Here is an 18287-nt window from a genome sequence, read left to right on the forward strand (position 1 = left end):
GCGCCTGCTCGATACCGCTGCTCAGCCGCCGCACGGTGACGAAGTGCCGCCGCGTTGTCGATGGCTCGGTTGCCTTGTCCCGGACCCGATCTCAGCGATTACCGTCCGCGGCTTCGGTTGTCTGCACGAGTCTGTCGGACATGGCGCTGGTGATGAACTTGGGAATCGCGGGGGCGAATATTTTGAGATAGGAGTCCACCCATTCATGGCGGGAGCTGAGGAATGGGAAGTCGGTGGCGGCCATATGGCGAATGGCGAGCATGGGCAGGGGCGCGTCGAGTGCGGGGAAGGCCGGGTTGCGCAGCCCCGGGACAGTGCAGCCCGGATAGAACTGGCCGAGCATCAGACCCTTTGCGACGAACCGAGACTTCTGGGCATGTTGCACCGCGTCGATGTCGGCGTAGTCGGTGAGGTCCGGGAACACCGCGAGGACGGCCTTGAACTTGCAATCGGGTTCGTCCCAGGGTGGCAGGGCGGGGAACATGTCGTACAGATCGTCGATGATCGCGGTCAGGCACTGGGCGTCGACGGAAGTACCCGCGAAGAATGCGGCCCAGAGCGTCTGGTTCGCGATGGCGTGGCTGGTGTAAGGACAGACCGGACCGGATCGGCCGAGATCAGGGTGCGGCCGACACAGGTATTCGCACGTCCACCTACGCAATTCGCCGGCACGGGGGTGCGGGTCGATATGCGTCGCTGGATCGGGATCGAATAGGTTGACCGGCTCGATGCCGGAACGCGTCCCGACGATTCGGTGCGGGTTCATGATCGGCGTGTCCTTGCGGAGGTGGCGGGTTCCATCGGGGTGGTCCTGGCCGAGCGGAAATGCTCGGTGAGGACGAGTCCGATCACGCGCAGCGACTCGGGTTCGATCATCCGCTCGTGCCGGACGGGAATGTGATGGTCGGTGATCCGGCCATTGATCAGGTTGTGCCATGCGAGGGCCGGCGAGGGGCCGTCGTCTGGGTGGGCGCCGGCGCTGAAGTAGATCAAGTCGCCGTCGAAGGAAGTCGGCCGGTGGTTCCAGGTGAGGTCGACGAGCCGGGTGTAGTCGTCGTGCAGGATCACGAGGTGCTCGGGGGTCACGGCGGTGAAGAGTCCGCCTTGCCGGTGGAGCAGTTCGGCCGCGACCGCGGGAGTGAGATCGGCCGCGCCCGGGGGCACATCGAGTCCGGCGAACTCGGCGAGCAGCTGCCCGATGGAAGGAGTGGGCACGCGGACGGTGTCGGCGGTGACGACGCGGGTGTCCATCATGGCCAGGGTGGCGACGGACGCACCGTCGCTGCGGAGTTGGACCGCGATCGCGTGCGCGATGGTGCCGCCGAGCGAGTAGCCGAGCAGGTGGTACGGCCCGTGCGGCTGGACGGCCCGGATCTCCTGGACATAGCGGGCGGCGAGTTGGTCGAGCGTCCCGAACGCCACGGTGGCATCGCTGAATGCCGGGGATTGCACCCCGTACACGGGGCGGTCGGGATCGAGATGCTGCACGAGTCCGCTGAAACCCCAAGCCAATCCGATGGCGGGGTGCACGCAGAACAGCGGCGGCTCGTTTCCGGCGGCGCGCAGCGGGAGCAGGACGGACAGCGCATCACCGGGGTCCTGTTCGTCGAGCCCGTGCCGGCGCATGTCGATGCGGCGGGCCAGCGACTCGGGCGTCGGATCGGTGAAGATCCACTGAACCGGCACGTCGACAGCGGTCGACTCGGCGAGGCGCGCCACCAGTTCGGCCGCGGCGAGCGAGTTGCCGCCGAGGGTGAAGAAGCCGTCGTCGAGGCCGACCCGTTCGACTCCGAGGGTTCGGGTGAATGCGTCACAAACGGTGGCCTCGAGTGCGGTGGACGGCGGCCGGAACCGGGCGGGTCGCCAATCGGGTGTGGGTAGGGCCTGGTAATCGACTTTGCCGGTAGGGGTGAGGGGTATCCGGTCGACCGTGTCGATAGCCGTGGGGATCATGTACGTGGACAGCCGTTTTGCGAGGTGGGCGGTCACTGCGGCGGTATCGGTCGTGCTGCCGGGAGCGGGCACCACGTAACCGACGAGTTGAGTGCTGCCATTGGGGCCGGTGTGCACCGTGACGGCGGCATGGTCGATGTCGGGGTGTGCGCGGAGCGCGGCTTCGATGTCACCGGGTTCGATGCGGTGGCCGTTGATCTTGAGCTGTAGGTCGCTGCGACCTGAGAATCGCAGTGTTCGATCGGTAGTCCAGCTGACCAGGTCGCCGGTCCGATACATGCGTGTCCCCGCCGGTCCGTACGGGTCGGGGACGAATCGGGCTGCTGTGGTCGCGGGTTGGCGGTGGTAGCCGCGCGCGAGGCCCGGTCCGGACACGTACAGTTCGCCGACCACGCCGGCCGGGACAGGACGCAATCTGCGGTCGAGTACGACGGCGGTGAATCCGAGCACCGGCCCGCCGATCGTCATCGGGCCGCCCTCGGTCGTGGTCAAAGGAGCATGGCCGCAGCTGACGATTGTGGTTTCGGTAGCACCGTAGGCGTTGAGCACGGTTCGGCCCGGTGTCCACTGTGCTGCCAGATCGGGTGGACAGGTCTCGCCGCCCAGGATCAGCGTGTCGAGGGTGTCGACTTCGTCGGCGTGCAGTGATGCGAGCACGGTGGGAGTGACGGCGGCATGGGTCACCCGTTCGGCATTGATCAACTCGGCCAGTGCGGGACCGGCGACTACCGATGCGGGGGCCACGACCAGGGTCGCACCGGCGGCGGTCGCGCTGAACCATTCGAGGATCGAGACGTCGAAGGTCGGTGAAGCGGCGGCCAGCATCCGAGAGGCCGGGGTGAGGCCGAACCGCTCCCGAATTTCGGCCGCCAGGTTCGCTATCCCGGTATGGGTGACCACAACTCCCTTGGGAGTCCCGGTGGAGCCCGAGGTGTAGATCAGGTAGGCCGGATGCTCCGGGCGTAGCGGGGCCGCGCGCTCGGCGTCATCGATCGCCGTCGGGTCCGTCTCCGCCGTCGACGCGACGAAGGCGGGATCGTCGAGGGCGAGCAACTCGAGTGTGTCCGGTAACTGGTCTCGGTAGGTGTCGAGGGTCAGCCCGACTGCGGCACCGGAATCGGTGAGAATGCGCGTGATCCGGTCGCGCGGATGGGTGGGATCGATCTGGACGAACGCGCCGCCGGACTTGGCGACCGCCCACACGGCGATGACAGCGTCGATGCAGCGCGGAAGCGCCACGGCAACCATCGCCTCCGGACCGATTCCCATATCGATCAACACGCGCGCCCAGCGGTTGGAGGTCTCGTCGAGTTCGCGATACGACATCCGCACGCCGTCGCAGACCAGCGCATCCGTACCGGGCGTCATCGCGACCGCATCCGAGAACACCTGCGGCAATACCGACGCCACCGTGCCGGGCCGACCGCGGACGGGCACCAGCGCGGCCTGCTCCACGGGCGAGAGCAGCTGTAATTCGGCGAGCGGGAGATCGATATGCGCGGCGACGGTGTCGAGCACGCGCAGCACCCGGTCGGCGAAGGCGTCGATCTGCTGTCGAGTGAACAGGTCAGGCAGGTATTCGAAGGTCAGGTGCAGCCGGGTGTCGTGGTGCACGACCAGGCCGAGCGGATAGTGCGCGGCGTCTCGTCCGTCGATGCCGCGGACGTGCATTCCGGCGATGTCGATGTCTTCGGACAGCCCCGCCCGGTCCACCGGGTAGGACTCGAAGACGGTCACGGTGTCGAACATCGCGCGGGCACCGGCCACCTGCTGGATGCGGGCGAGTCCGAGATGGTGATGGTCGAGCAGCGCGGTTTGTTCGGTTTGGATTCGCCGCAGTAGCTGGGCGAGGCTTTCGCGGTGGTCGAGCCGGACCCGTACGGGCACGGTGTTGACGAACAGTCCGATCATCGATTCGATGCCGGGCAGCTGTGGCGGACGCCCGGAGACGGTGGTGCCGAAGACCACGTCGTCGCGGGCGGTCGCGTTGGCGAGCACGAGCGCCCAGGCCGCTTGGACGACGGTGTTGAGGGTCGTCTCGTGCTGGTGGGCCACCTCGACCAGCGCCGCAGTGTGGTCCGGGCTCAGCTGCACCTGCACTTCGCGCCCCGCGGCGGTGGTTCGGCGACCGCGGTCCTCGGGGGCCAGCAGAGTCGGCTCCGCGACGCCCTCGAGTGCCCGCGCCCAGGCGGTTTCCGCACCAGTCCGGTCCAGGCTGTGCAGCCACATCAGGTAATCGCGGTAGGGACGAACCGGAGGCAGTGCCGCGGCGTCGCCGTCGCCGGCGTAGAGGATCAGCAGCTCCCGGATCAGCAGTGGCGTGGACCAGCCGTCGATCAGGATGTGATGCATGCTCAACACCAGCCGGTACTGCTCGGGGGCGATCCTGATCAGCGTCAGTCGTAGCAGCGGCGCCTCGGTCACGTCGAAATGACGGTCGCCGGCCATGACCTGCTCGAGGGCGGCCGCGGTGTCGTCGTGCTCGACCAGGTCGACCTCGGCGAACGGCACGTCGACATGCCGGTACACCACCTGGACCGGTTCGCGGGCGCCGTCACGCACAAATGCGGTCCGCAGGTTCGGGTGCCGTCCGAGCAGGGCCTGCGCGGCGCGGCGCATCCGGTCCGCATCGACGCGCCCAGCGAGTTCGATACGGAGTTGCACGATGTAGGCGTCGAGTGCGCCGTCGGCGAGCTGGGCATGGAACAGCAGTCCCGCCTGCAGCGGCGTGAGCGGCCAGATGTCGTCCAGAGCCGGGTGTCGAGTCTCCAAACGGTCGATCGCGGCCTGGTCGAGATCGACGAGGCCGACATCAGAGGGGGTCAGCCCGCCGACACCGGGTCGGGACGCGTGGACAGCCAGAGCCGTCACAGCTTCGCGCCACAGTTCGGCGAGGTCGGTGACTTCGACACGAGTGAGCACGCCGGACGGGTAGTCCCAGGCGGCGGTCAAGGCGGGGCCGTCCGAGGTATCCGTGGTTACCGCGTTGATGCCGAGCACCGCCGCCGCTGCCGCGTCGGGATTCTGGTTGCCGCCGCCGGTGTCGCCATCGGCGGGCAGCCATCCGCTGTCGCGCAACGCCTCGGGAACGGTGTCCAGACGACCGAGATAGTTGAAGCTCACCTGCGGGGTCGGCAGCGCACGCAGGATGGGGGCGGTGTCGGCGTCGAGGTAGCGCAGCAGCCCGTAGCCGATCCCACGGTCCGGGACCTCGCGCAGTTGTTCCTTGACCGATTTGACGACCGCCGCCGCGGCAGCACCCGCGGCGAATGCGTCGTCGATATCGATACCGGACAGGTCGAGGCGCACTGGGTAGGCGGTGGTGAACCATCCGACCGTGCGGGTGAGGTCGGCGCCGGGTAGCACCGTGTCGTGGCGGCCGTGGCTTTCGAGTGTGAGCAGCGTTTCGGTCACGTTGTCGCCGTGCCGCCGCCGCCATCGAGTCAGTGCCAGTGCCAGCCCGGCGATGAGGGCGTCGTCCACATTGCCGCGGAACGCCTGGGGCAGGGTGGTGAGCACAGCGCGGGTCACCGAGGTCGGCAGTGTCACCTCGACGGTCGCGACGGTGGCCTGCACGTCGAGCTCGGGGTCGATCGGGCGAGCGCCGATCGGCGGATCGGCGGCACCGAGCGTGGATCGCCACCAGTCGAGTTCATCGAGGCTCTCGGCGGCGGCGTTGAGCCCGTGCGCCCAGCGTCGCATCGAGGTGCCGACGGGCGCGAGCCGCGGCCGTTGCCCGGCACCGATCTGGGCCCAGGCCGTGGCGAGGTCGGGAATCAGGATCCGCCACGACACCGCATCGACGGCCAAGTGGTGTGCGACAACCAGCAGCCGTCCCGGCCGTTGCGCCCAGTCGAACCAGACCAACTGCAGCATGACGCCCGCGGCGGGGTCGAGTCGTTCGGCGGCCGCGTGCGCCTCGGCGTCGGCGATCGCGGCGAAGGCGGTGCTGTCCGGCGCCGCCGTCACCGGCACGCGCCGGATCAGCCCGGAGATCGTCGCGGCCGGCCGCACCTGCAATGCCCACCCGGACGGGTGCGTGGGCTCCGGCTGCAATCGGGCCCGCAGCATGTCGTGCTGATCGATCACCGCTTGCACGGTGGCCTCGATCCCGTCGACGTCGATACCGCTCGGCAGCGTGAGCATCACCCACTGGCAGAAATGGTCGAATCCGCCGCGTTCGAACATCCAGCACATGATCGGCGTCAGCGGTACCTGGCCGACGCCACCGCCGGGGAGCTCCGCCGGAAGAGCGGCCGCCGCGGTGCTGTCCTGGACTGCGACCTGGGCCAGTCCCGCGACCGTCTTCCGCTCGAATACCTCCCGCGTGGAGAGCACCACACCGGCTGCCCTGGCTCGCGTCACCAACTGGATCGACATAATGCTGTCGCCGCCCATGGCGAAGAACGAATCATCGACTCCGACCCTGTCGATGCCCAATACCTCGGCGAAGAGTCCGGCCAGCGTCCTTTCCACCTCGGTGACCGGCGCCCGGAATTCGGCCCGGCCCATGGTGAAGTCCGGCTCGGGTAGCGCGGCGCGGTCGAGCTTGCCGCTCGCTGTCACCGGCAAGTTGTCGAGCACAACCACGGTCGCGGGCACCATGTGCGGGGCCAGCCGCTGTTCGGCGAACGCGCGGACCGCGGACGGGTCCAGCTCGACGCCGGGCTCGGGCACCACGTACCCGACCAACCGGTCACCGGCGGCGCCCCGGTGGACGGTCGCGGCCGCTCGCGCCACACCGGCACAGGCCAGCAGGCCCGATTCGACCTCGCCGAGTTCGATGCGGAAACCACGCAGCTTGACCTGGAAGTCGGCGCGGCCCACATAGTCGAGCGTCAGATTCCCCTCCGGTAGCCGCAGCCACCGCACCAGGTCACCGGTGCGATACATACGCCGGCCCTGCTCCGCGAATGGATCGGCGACGAAGCGCGAGGCCGTCAGCCCCATTCGGTTGCGGTAACCACGAGCCAGGGCCGGACCCGTGAGATACAGCTCGCCGACGATTCCGACGGGCACCGGCCGCAACCAGGCGTCGAGCACGACGTGCCCGACCCCGCGGATCGGTCCGCCGACCGTCACCGGCTCACCTGCCACCAGCGGTGCACTGGCGTCGGTCTGGATCGTGGCCTCTGCCGGACCGTAGGTGTTGAAAAACCTCCGGCCCGGCGCCCACCGTGACACGAGATCGGGCGGGGGCGCTTCGCCACCGACCATGACCGTCTCGAGGTTCTCCAACCCGGCCGGGTCGACTGTCGCCAAGGCCGTAGGCGTCAGTGCGGCATGGGTAACCCGCTCGCTCGACAGGATCCGCGCCAGCTCGTTCCCGCCGTAGACAGTCGGCGGCGCGATCACCAGCCGCCCACCCGATGTGAACGCCCAGAGCAGTTCCAGGACGGCCGCGTCGAAACTCGGCGACGCGACATGCAGCACCCGCGCGCCGGGCTCGATATCGAACCGGGAACACAGCTCGGCCACCAGGTCCGCCAACCCCTGGTGCGACACCACCACGCCTTTGGGCACACCCGTCGAACCGGAGGTATAGATCAGGTACGCCGCATTATCGAGCCGGATCGGCCCTGTTCGCTCCGCATCGGTCACCGGCGCCGCCGACGCCGCCGACGCCTCGGCTTCGACCGCCGCCTCGTCGAGGACCAGCCACGGCACCGATCCGGGCAATCGAGACCGCCACTGTGACAACGTGATTCCCACCGCCGCACCGGAATCGGTGAGCATGTGCTCGATCCGGCCGGTCGGATACTGCGGATCTATCGGCACGAATGCCGCCCCCGACTTCGCCACCGCCCACACCGCAAGCACCGACTCGACCGATCGCGGCAGACCCACCGCCACATTGGCCTCCGGTCCCACACCCCGATCGATCAACAACCGTGCCAACCGATTCGACTGCGCATCGAGCTCCCCGTAGGTCCACTGCCGATCCTCGTACACCACCGCGACAGCGCCCGGATCCCGCTGCACCATCGCCGCCAACAGCTCCGGCAGCATGCGCCCCGGCACCGCCGGGGAGCCCGATACCGGCGTCAACTCCCGGTCTTCCGAGGGTGAAAGCAGATTCAGCCGGGCCAGCGGCAGATCCGGATCGGTCGCGACGACACCGAGCACACGCAGGATGCGCTGCAGGGTCGCGGTCATCGTGTCGTGGTCGAAGAGTTCGGGCAGGTACTTGATCTTCAGGTGCAGTCGGGTGTCGATCCGCGCGACCACTCCCAGCGGATAGTGCGCGCCGTCCGTACCCGCGACATCGACTACTCGCATGCCGGCGATATCGGTCTGCGCCGTCAGCCCGAAACGGTCGATCGGGAACGATTCGAATACCGTCATCGTGTCGAACACCGCCCCCGGCCCGGCCACCCGCTCGATTTCGGTGAGGCCGACGAACTGGTGCTCGAGCAGGTCCGCCTGTTCGGTCTGGATTCGGTCGAGCAGTTGTCCCAGGGTCTGGGCGGCGTCGAGACGGACACGCACCGGCACCGTGTTGATGAACAGTCCGATCATCGTTTCGATGCCCGCGATCCGCGGGGACCGCCCGGAGACCACGGCACCGAACGTCACACCGTCCCGAGAAGTCAACGTGCCCAACACGATTGCCCATGCCAGCTGGACGACGGTATTGAGGGTGATGCCACGGGACCTGGCCAAATTCGTCAGCGCCGTGGTCTGCTGCTCGGTCAATTCGCCGAGCACATCGCGTGATTCGGTGTAGCGGCGGCCGGGATCGGCCCGCGCTACCAGGGTCGGTTCCTCGGCGCCGTCGAACGCGCCGGCCCACGCGTCGAGCGCCGCAGCCGAGTCCTGGCGGGCGATCCAGGCCAGGAAGTCCCGGTACGGACGGACTTCGGGCAGCGCGGTGGCGTCGCCGTCGGTGGCGTAGAGCACCAGCAAGTCCCTCAGGAGCAGCGGCGTCGACCAGCCGTCGAGCAGCAGGTGATGATTGGTCAGTACCAGCCGATAGTGCTGCGGCCCCGTGGTGACCAGCATCCAGCGCAGCAGCGGGGCACGCGCCGGATCGAACCTGGTTGCCCGGTCCGCGGCCAGCAGCAGCTCCCACTCGCGATCGCGGGCACTGTCATCGAGCCCGGACAGGTCGAGCTCCGACCAGGCAGCCTCCACATCTTCCTGGACCACCTGCACCGGACCGACATCGGTGTCGAAGGCGGTGCGCAGATTGGAATGTCGGTCCAGTAGCACTTGTCCGGCTCTGCGTAGCCGCTGCGGATCGACCCGGCCGCGCAACTCGACGACCAGTTGGGTCAGGTAGGCGTCCACCGACTGCTCGGACACCAACGCGTGGAACAGCAGTCCCTCCTGCAACGGCGTCAACGGCCAAACGTCGCTCAGCGTCGGGTACCTGTGCTCGAGTCGCTCGATTTCGGCCTGCCCGAGCCGGACCAGATCCAGATCCGATGGTGTCCGTCCTCCGCTGCCGGCCTGGCGGGCGTGGCTCGCCAGCGCGGTCAGTGCCCGGCGCCAGGACTCCGCCGCCGCACGCACCTCCTCGGCGGTGAGCACCTCGGCGGGATAGGACCAGATGGCCCGCAACTGCGGCCCTTGTCCGTCGTCCCGGGCGCGGACATTGATGTCGAGTACGGCCGAAACCGGCATATCCGGATGCTGCGCATCGGTGAACTCCCCGCCGTCCACCGGCCGCCATCCGACCGTCGGTTCCCCTTCGGGAACCCAGTGGGAGACTGGGCCGAGGTAGTTGAATGCGATCTGCGGCGGCGGCAGCGTGCCGGTGTCCTCGTCGAGATACCGCAGCAAGCCGTAGCCGATCCCGTGGTCCGGGACGGCGAGCAGCTGTTCCTTGACGGACTTGACCGCTGCGCCCATGGCCGGCCCGCCCGCGCACGCGTCGTCGATATCGATGCCCGACAGATCCAGACGCACCGGGAAACTCGTGGTGAAACAGCCGACCGTCCGGGTCAGGTCCGCGCCAGGAACGACGCTTTCCTCCCGACCGTGCCCTTCGAGACCGATCACCACATCCGTCAGCTCCGCGGCCGCGGGCTCCCGTTCCCGCCGCCACTTCGTCAGCGCAACCGCGAGAGCGGCCAGTAGCCCGTCGCCCACCTCGCCGTGGAATGCCGAGGGCACATCGGTCAACAGCGACTCGGTCACCTCGGGGGAGAGCTCGACCTCGAGCGTCCGGGCGGTTGCGGCCACGTCGATCGCGGGGTCGAGGGCCCGCGCCCCGATCATCGGGTCGGGCCCGTCGGCCATCGCTCGCCACAGTTCGAGTTCAGCTGCCCGCTCCGGCCGTCGGGCCGCCTCGACCAGCGCACAGGCCCACCTGCGCATCGAGGTCCCGACCGGGGCCGGATCGGGTGGCTCGCCGGACTCGATCCGCGCCCACGCGACCGCCAGGTCTGACACCAGCACCCGCCAGGAAACCCGATCGATCACCGACTGATGCACCAGCACCAGCGCTCTGCCCGGTTCGGCCGGATTCGCCGGATCGAACCAGACCACCTGCAGCACGATCCCGGCGTCCGGATCGAGCCGGGCCGCAGCGGAGGCCAGCTCCGCCGCCGCCGACGTCCGGAACTCGGCGCTTGCCGGCATCGGCACGCGGTGGATGGCATCGGCGGCGTGAATCGTGCCGACCGGCAGCACATCCCAGGCCCGGTGGCCATCGCCGTCCGAGCACAGCCGCGCGCGCAGCATGTCGTGCCGGTCGAGGACCGCCTGCATCGTTTGCGCCAACCGCTCCAGGTCGATTCCGATCGGCAGATTCAGCATCATCGCCTGCGAGTAGCGGGCGAACTCCGGACCGGACCGTGCGAGCAGCCTGCGCATCATCGGCGTCAGCGGTACCGGGCCGACGCCGCCGCCGGGCAGTTCCGTCAACTGGGCGGCTGCGGTGCTGTCGTGGGCTGCGACCTGGGCCAGTCCAGCGACCGTTTTCTGCTCGAACACGTCGCGTGCGGAGAACGTCGCGCCGGCCGACCTGGCTCGGGCCACCAACTGGATCGCCATGATGCTGTCGCCGCCCAGGGCGAAGAACGAATCATCGAGACCGACCGTTTCGGCACCGAGTATGTCGGCGAAGGCTCCGGCGATGATGTGTTCGGTTGGTGTCTGTGGTGCTCGGAAGGGTTTGCGGTCGGCGAACACCGGCTTCGGCAACGCCCTTCGGTCCAGCTTGCCCACCGGGGTCAACGGAATCCGGTCCAGGACCATGATCGAGGACGGCACCATGTAGGACGGCAGCCGGTCGGCCAGGTATTCGGTCAGGGTCGTGGTGTCGATGGTGTGGTCCGGTGCGGCCACGACATACGCGACGAGTCTTTGGGTTCCGGCGTCGTTGCGGTGGCCGATGGTCGCCGCGTAGGCGACGGTTTCGTGGACGGCGAGTGCGGTATCGATTTCGCCGAGTTCGATACGCAGGCCACGGATTTTGACCTGGAAGTCCGAACGGCCGAGGTGCTGGATCGCTCCGTTGCCGGTCCAGCGCACGACGTCACCGGTGCGGTACATGCGCTGACCGGGTGCCCACGGGCACGCGATGAAGCGGCTGGCTGTGGTGGCTGCCCGGTGGTGATATCCGCGGGCGAGTAGATCACCCGCGACGTACAACTCACCGGCCACACCGACCGGAACCGGTTGCAACCGCTGGTCGAGAATCCATACCGAGGCCCCGCGGACCGGAGCACCGATGGTGACCACCTCTCCGGCCGTCAAAGGGCTCCGCGTCGCGGTGACGGTGGTTTCGGTCGGGCCGTAGTCGTTGATCAGCTTCCGGTCGACGCCCCAGTGTTCGACCAACTGACTGCCGTGGTCTTCGCCGCCGACGATCAGATATTCCAAATCCGGTAGTGGCCAACGGGTGTGGTCGATGGTGGACAGCGCCGAAGGTGAGATGAGCACGTGGCTGACCTGCTCGCGGTCGAGCAGCGCGGCGAGTTCATCCCCACCGTAGACATCCGACGGCGCGATGACCATCGCCGCCCCCTCGGACAACGGCAACAGCAACTCCAGTACCGACGCGTCGAAGCTCGGTGACGCCAGATGCAATGTCCGGGAGTCGGATTCGACGCACATGACGGCTTGGAGTGCGATGGCGCAGTTGCCGAGCCCGCGGTGAGTGACCGCGACCCCCTTGGGTAGTCCGGTTGATCCGGAGGTGTAGATGACGTAGGCGATATCGTCGATCCGCAACGGACGAACCCGGTCGCCGTCGGTGATCGGACCGCTGTCGGCCGCGTCGAGGTTGTCGAACGTCAACCACTCGGTGTCGTCCGGCAATCGCGCGGGTATGGACCCGGCCGTAATGCCGAGGGCCGCTTTCGAATCGGTCATCATATGGGTGATGCGTTCGGCCGGGTAAGTCGGATCGATCGGCAGGAAAGCGGCCCCCGTTTTGGTCACCGCCCACACCGCGAGCACGGAATCCACCGAACGTGGAATGCCGATCGCGACAACATCTTCCGGCCCGATACCGCGCTCGATGAGCTGCCGCGCCAACCGGTTGGACCGTTCGTCCAGCTCGCGATAACTCAGCCGTTGTCCGTCGCACATGATCGCGGTGGCGTCGGGATCGAGCGCGGCCGCCGCCGTCAGCAGGTCGGGCAACGTGGTGGGCGGAGCCGACGGCGCACCGGACCGAGTCAGCAGATCGACTCGCTCGGCGGGTTCGAGAACGTCGATCGCCCCGACAGGCACAGTCGGGTCGGTGGCGATCGACTCCAGAATCCGAATCCACCGATGGACAACAGAATCGATGGTCGCGGCATCGAACAGGTCGGTGGCATAGGTGACCGCGACGCTCATATCGCCGCTGTCATGGTTTTCCGACAGGATGAATTGCAGGTCGAACCGGGATACCTGGTTGGGCAGTTCGACCATCGACAGCTCTAGATCGGGAAGTCGCAGTGTTACCGGTTCCAGATTCTGGAACGCCAGCAGCACCTGGAACAGCGGGTGTCGCGCTTGGGATCGCTGTACGACCAGTTTGTCCACGACCTGCTCGAACGGGACGTCGGCGTTTTCGAAGGCGTCCAAGTCGGATTGTTTGATCCGGCCGAGCAGGTCGCTGAACGATTCGTCGAGATCGATCTCGGTCCGCAGCACCAGGGTATTGACGAACATGCCGATCATGTCGTCGAGTGCGGCCATTCCGCGCCCGGCGATCGGTGTGCCGATCGGAATGTCGGTGCTGCCGCTCAACCGGGCGAGCAGCACCGCCAGTGTGCCGTGGATCGCCATGAACAAGGACGAATTGTGCTGCCGCGCAAACCGTTCCAGTGCCCGCACCGAACCGGCGGATACCGAGTAGTCGATGGTGGCGCCACGATTCGACAGCACCACCGGCCGCGGCCGGTCGAACGGCAGACGAAGCTCCTCGGCAACGCCGTCCAGCGCCTCGGTCCAGTATCGGATCTGTTCGGCGCACAGCGATTCCGGATCGTCGGGTGTGCCGAGGGTCGCTTGTTGCCACAGCGCGTAGTCCGCGTACTGGACCGGCAGCGGTGTCCAGGCCGGGGCTCTGCCGCTGATCCGCGCGGCATAAGCGGTTGTCACGTCGCGGGCCAGCGGCGCCATGGAGAAGCCGTCCGCGGCGATGTGGTGCACCACGACGGCCAATACGTATTCCGGTTCCTCGCCGCCGACAATGCGGAACAACCGGGCACGCACGGGCGCCTGGATGGTCACATCGAAGCCGTCGGCGACGAATTCGGTTAGCGTCTGGACCAACCGGCTCGGCACGACCGGCACCACGATCAGCTCGCGGTCCACATTCTCGACGGGCTCGACCAGCTGAATCAGCGTTCCGTGGTGATCCGGATACCGCGTTCGCAACGACTCGTGCCTGCCCAGCACGTCGATAACCGCCGCGTGCAGGGCATCGATGTTCAAGTCGCCACGCAGCCGAATGGCGATCGGCATGTTGTATGCGCCGGATGCGGTGTCGTACTGGTTGAAGAACCACATCCGTTGTTGGGCAGGCGCGAGCGGCACGAGATCGGGCCGCGGCCCGGCGACGAGCGGCGGGCGTCTGCGCCCGGTACCGGCATGCTGCTCGATGCGAGTGGCGAGTTCCGCGACCGTGGACGCCTCGAACAACAGTCGCACCGGAATCTCGGCATCCAATGTGGCCCCGAGTCGCGCCGCGACGCGCGTCGCGACCAAGCTGTCGCCGCCCAGGGCGAAGAACGAATCGTCGAGACCGATCGTTTCGATGCCCAATACGTCGATGATTGCCTGGGCGATCGCGTGTTCGGTTGGTGTTCGTGGTGCTCGGAAGGGTTTGCGGTCGGCGAACACCGGCTTCGGCAACGCCCTTCGGTCCAGCTTTCCCACTGGTGTCAACGGAATCCGGTCCAGGACCATGATCGAGGACGGCACCATATACGACGGCAACCGGTCGGCCAGGTATTCGGTCAGGGTCGTGGTGTCGATGGTGTGGCCCGGTGCGGCCACGACATACGAGACCAGCGATTGTGTTCCGGTGTCATTGCGGTGGCCGATGGTCGCCGCGTAGGCGACGGTTTCGTGGACGGCGAGTGCGGTATCGATCTCGCCGAGTTCGATACGCAGGCCACGGATCTTCACCTGGAAGTCGGATCGGCCGAGGTGCTGGATCGCTCCGTTGCCTGTCCAGCGCACGACATCACCGGTGCGGTACATACGCCGACCGGATATCCAGGGACAGGCCACGAAACGGCCGGCCGTCACGTCTGCGCGCCGGTGATATCCGCGGGCGAGCAGATCACCCGCGATATACAACTCACCGGCCACACCGACCGGAACCGGTTGCAACCGCTGGTCGAGGACCCATACCGAGGCCCCGCGGATCGGACCACCGATCGTGACGAGCTGTCCGGCCGTCAACGGCGAGATCAGTGTCGCGGCGATAGTGGTTTCGGTTGGACCGTACTCGTTGAGCACGACACGGTCGCCGCCCCAGCGCTCGACCAGTTCGGTGCCGTAGTCCTCGCCGCCGACCATCAGATACTTCAGATCCGGTAGTGGCCAACGGGTGTGGTCGATGGTGGACAGCGCCGAAGGTGAGATGAGCACGTGGCTGACCTGCTCGCGGTCGAGCAGCGCGGCGAGTTCATCCCCACCGAAGACGTCCTTGGGTGCGATGACCATGGCCGCGCCGGCGGGCAAGGGCAGCAGCATCTCCAGTACCGACACGTCGAAGCTCGGTGACGCCAGATGCAATGTCCGCGAGCCGGATTCGACGCCCATCGCAGCCCGATGTGCTGCGGCGCAGTTGGCGAGTCCGCGGTGGGTGACCGCGACGCCCTTGGGTAGTCCGGTCGATCCGGAGGTGTAGATGACGTAGGCGATATCGTCGATCCGCAACGGACGAACCCGGTCGCCGTCGGTGACGGGCCGACCGTCTGTGGTCAACTGGCCGTCGGAGCCGCCGGGGTTGTTCGATATCAACCAGTCCGTGCTGTCGGGTAGCTGTGCGCGGACAGATGTCACGGTCAGACCGATTGCCGCTCGCGAATCGGTCATCATGTGGGTGATGCGTTCAGCCGGATGGGTCGGATCGATCGGCAGGAAAGCGGCTCCCGTTTTGGTCACCGCCCACACCGCGAGCACGGAGTCCACCGAACGTGGAATGCCGATCGCGACAACATCTTCCGGCCCGATACCGCGCTCGATGAGCTGCCGCGCCAACATGCTGGAACGTTGGTCCAATTGTCGATAACTCAACTGTTGTCCGTCGCACATGATCGCGGTGGCGTCGGGATCGAGCGCGGCCGCCGCCGTCAGCAGGTCGGGCAACGTGGTGGGCGGAGCCGACGGCGCACCGGAGCGGGTCAGCAGATCAGCTCGCTCGGCGGGTTCGAGAACGTCGATCGCCCCGACAGGCACAGTCGGATCGGTGGCGATCGATTCCAGAATCCGAATCCACCGATGGACAACAGAATCGATGGTCGCGGCATCGAACAGGTCGACGGCGTAGGTGACCGTTATCGTCGCCGCGCCGCTGTCCTGGCCGGCCGACATCAGAAAACGCAGGTCGAAGCGGGAGGTGTCGACTGGCAGTTCGGCATCCGGCTCCACACTCCGCACCGCCAACATCACTTGGCACAGCGGATGCCGGGACCGCTGCGCAACGAGTTCATCCAGCACCTGCGCGAACGGAACATCGGCATGTTCGAAGGCGTCCAGATCGGCTTGTTCGACGCGGCCGAGCAGGTCGCCGCTCGATTCATCGAGATCGATCTCGGTCCGTAGCACCGGAATGTCGACGGACCCGTCGGCATCGTCGAGCGCGGCCACAGTGCGCCGGATCGGTGTGCCGATCGGAATGTCGGTGGTACCGCTCAGCCGGGCGAGCAGCACCGCCAACCCGCCATGGATCGCGGTGAACAGTGACCAGTTGTGCCGCTGCGCGTACCGTTCCAACGCGGGAACCAGATCGGCACGCAATGGGTACCGTGCCGTGGCGGCTCGATTCGACGGCATTGCCTGCCGCGGCCGGTCGAACGGCAGGCGAAGCTCCTCGGGAAGGTCGGCGAGCGCGGCTCGCCAGAACGCCAGATTCTCTTGCCGACGCTTGATCAGGGCGCCATCACGGATGCTGGCGGGGTGAATCCGCTCGAGCGCGGCGTCCGGATCGGCCGCGAACGCATCGAGGAACTCCCCGAATCCGGTGCAGTGTGCCGACAGTTCGGCGTCGGTATAGAGGTTGGGATTGGCGAGGAAGTGCAGGATCGTGCGCGGCGCATCCCCGGTTTGATACAGGTCGATCAGCAAATCGTCGACCGGCCCCGAGCTGAGGATATGGAACTCCCCGCTCATCGATCCGAACCGGATCTCCTGGTGGAAGAACATGACATTCACTACCGGGCCCGCGAAACGTCGCTGTCCGCCGTGGTATCCGGCGGCGGCACGGATATCGGTGAGGCCGCACCGCTGGTGCCGCAATGCCCCGACCAGATCGGACTGCACCCGCCGCGTCGATGTCGCCGCGGTGTCGCCCGGACCCAGCGCGAGCGGAAGGGGTGCGACATTGACGAACATCCCGCCGGACCGCCGCAGTACGGCATTGGTGCGGCCCGAAACGGGGATGTTGACCATGACCTCGTCGCGGCCGGTCATCCGGGCCAGATAGCAGCCGAATGCGGCGATCACCACCGCGGCCGGGCTCGCGTTCAGCGCATTTGCGCAATCACCGATCCGCTGTACCGTCTCCGGCGAAAGTTCGGCGGTTGCGACCGTACTGTCCGCGCGAGCAGGTGCGTGCCCGGCGACCAGACTGGACTCGTCCGGCGCATCGGCGAGTCTGTTCAGCCAGTATTGCTTGTCGTCTGCGAATCGCTTCGACTCCCGATAGCTGCGGTCGGCCTCGAAGAGCGTGCGCAGGTCCGCCGCTTGGTTCGGCTCCGGTGTCCGTCCCTGCACCGCCGCCGTGTACAGCGCGGCGATGCGGTTCACGATCAGCACTCCGGCGTAGCCGTCCATCGCGACGTGGTGGATTTTGAGGTACAGCAGGTAATGCTGGTCCCCGACCTGCACAATCGCCGATCCGAGCAACCGGTCCCGTGTTATGTCGAGGGGTCTGGTGTACTCCCGATGCATCCACTCCAAGCCCGCCGCAACAGGATCCGGCTCGCCGCGCACATCGATCAGCGGCCCCGTCGTATGGAGCAGCGGGTCGAACAACTGGTACGGCTCGCCGTCCACCTCTACCAGCCGCAGGTAGCCCGACTGGAACTCCTGGCCGGCTCGTATCGAGACTTCGCGCAGTAGCTCGACATCGAGATCGCCACGCAACTCGACATATTGTGCCTCGCATATCGGCACATCCGGACTCAATTTCTGCGCCAGCCACAACCCACGCTGCCCAGCGGACAACGGTATCCGCGCTATTGCTGACACGTCCGGCTCGGTTACTCTGCTCGACCCCCGGTCGGGGTGAAGCTGTGGTCGCAGAACGGTCATTGAACTTTCCTCTAACCCCGACCACGGCCAGTCTAAGCCGGATCATTCGCCGATGTATACCCACATTCCGGAATCTGCACCGTGAAATTTTCACCCGATTCGAGGTGGCGACCTGCGAATCTCCGGACTCTCCCGCGAGAGGCATGGCCGCATCGGCAGGCGAAACGCAACATGTTGCAACACAGGGACCTTTGCCCCCGGATGCCATGACTGAATACCCTAAACCACAATGACGTACGTGGCGTATAAAACGACCGAATTGCAATACAAGATGCAATTCCATATAAATTCAATTCTACTGTTAACACCCGACCGCGACATTGCGATCTTCGCTTTTATCGAAATTGGCGAATAGGTGTCGCAGAGATATTTCAGCACATCGGTGCCGAACATCGATGCCG

At 66.8% G+C, this 18287-nt stretch carries 2 protein-coding genes; both read right to left on the minus strand.

Annotated elements, in window-relative coordinates:
• Positions 1-91 precede the first annotated feature (91 nt).
• On the minus strand, positions 92-766 hold the full coding sequence (locus tag ACQPYR_RS41685; protein WP_433625410.1) for a DUF6875 domain-containing protein: 675 nt from the start codon (positions 764-766) through the stop codon (positions 92-94).
• The gene (locus tag ACQPYR_RS41690) at positions 763-17823 is read right to left on the minus strand and encodes an amino acid adenylation domain-containing protein (protein ID WP_433625412.1); all 17061 of its coding nucleotides are present in this window, start codon (positions 17821-17823) and stop codon (positions 763-765) included. Before ACQPYR_RS41690 ends, ACQPYR_RS41685 begins: the two co-directional genes overlap by 4 nt.
• Positions 17824-18287 lie beyond the last annotated feature (464 nt).

The sequence above is a fragment of the Nocardia sp. CA-120079 genome (assembly GCF_050955745.1).
GTDB lineage: Bacteria > Actinomycetota > Actinomycetes > Mycobacteriales > Mycobacteriaceae > Nocardia.